The sequence below is a fragment of the Psychrobacter sp. TB20-MNA-CIBAN-0197 genome (genome assembly GCF_040309765.1).
Lineage (GTDB): Bacteria > Pseudomonadota > Gammaproteobacteria > Pseudomonadales > Moraxellaceae > Psychrobacter > Psychrobacter submarinus.
Genome location: NZ_JBEOPC010000984.1, coordinates 1 through 255 on the forward strand (window position 1 = coordinate 1; position 255 = coordinate 255).

A 255-nucleotide genomic window follows, 5' to 3' on the forward strand; every position below is an offset into this window, starting at 1 on the left:
GCTAAGATTGGTATAAATTGCCACCGACACCGGCATGCCTTGCAAACGCTGCTGATCCAAACCATGTGAGCTGGCCTCTAACGCCAGTAGCTGTGCCCCTTCGCGACCCATTTGATATAGAAATTGCTGAACCGCTAAGGCATCGCCCGTGGTATGACTGGCTTGTACCAAAGTGCCAAGCCTACCATTACCTGCCGTACCCATGACGGCGCTGCTCATGCCAGTCAGCTGGGTTAATTGCGCCACCAGTTGACT

The 255-nt window shown here is 53.7% G+C and carries 1 protein-coding gene; it reads right to left on the reverse strand.

What is annotated here, in order from left to right; genetic code table 11:
* A partial coding sequence (locus AAEY83_RS16825; RefSeq protein WP_351060932.1) for a Mur ligase family protein occupies nt 1–255 on the reverse strand: 255 nt, incomplete at both ends.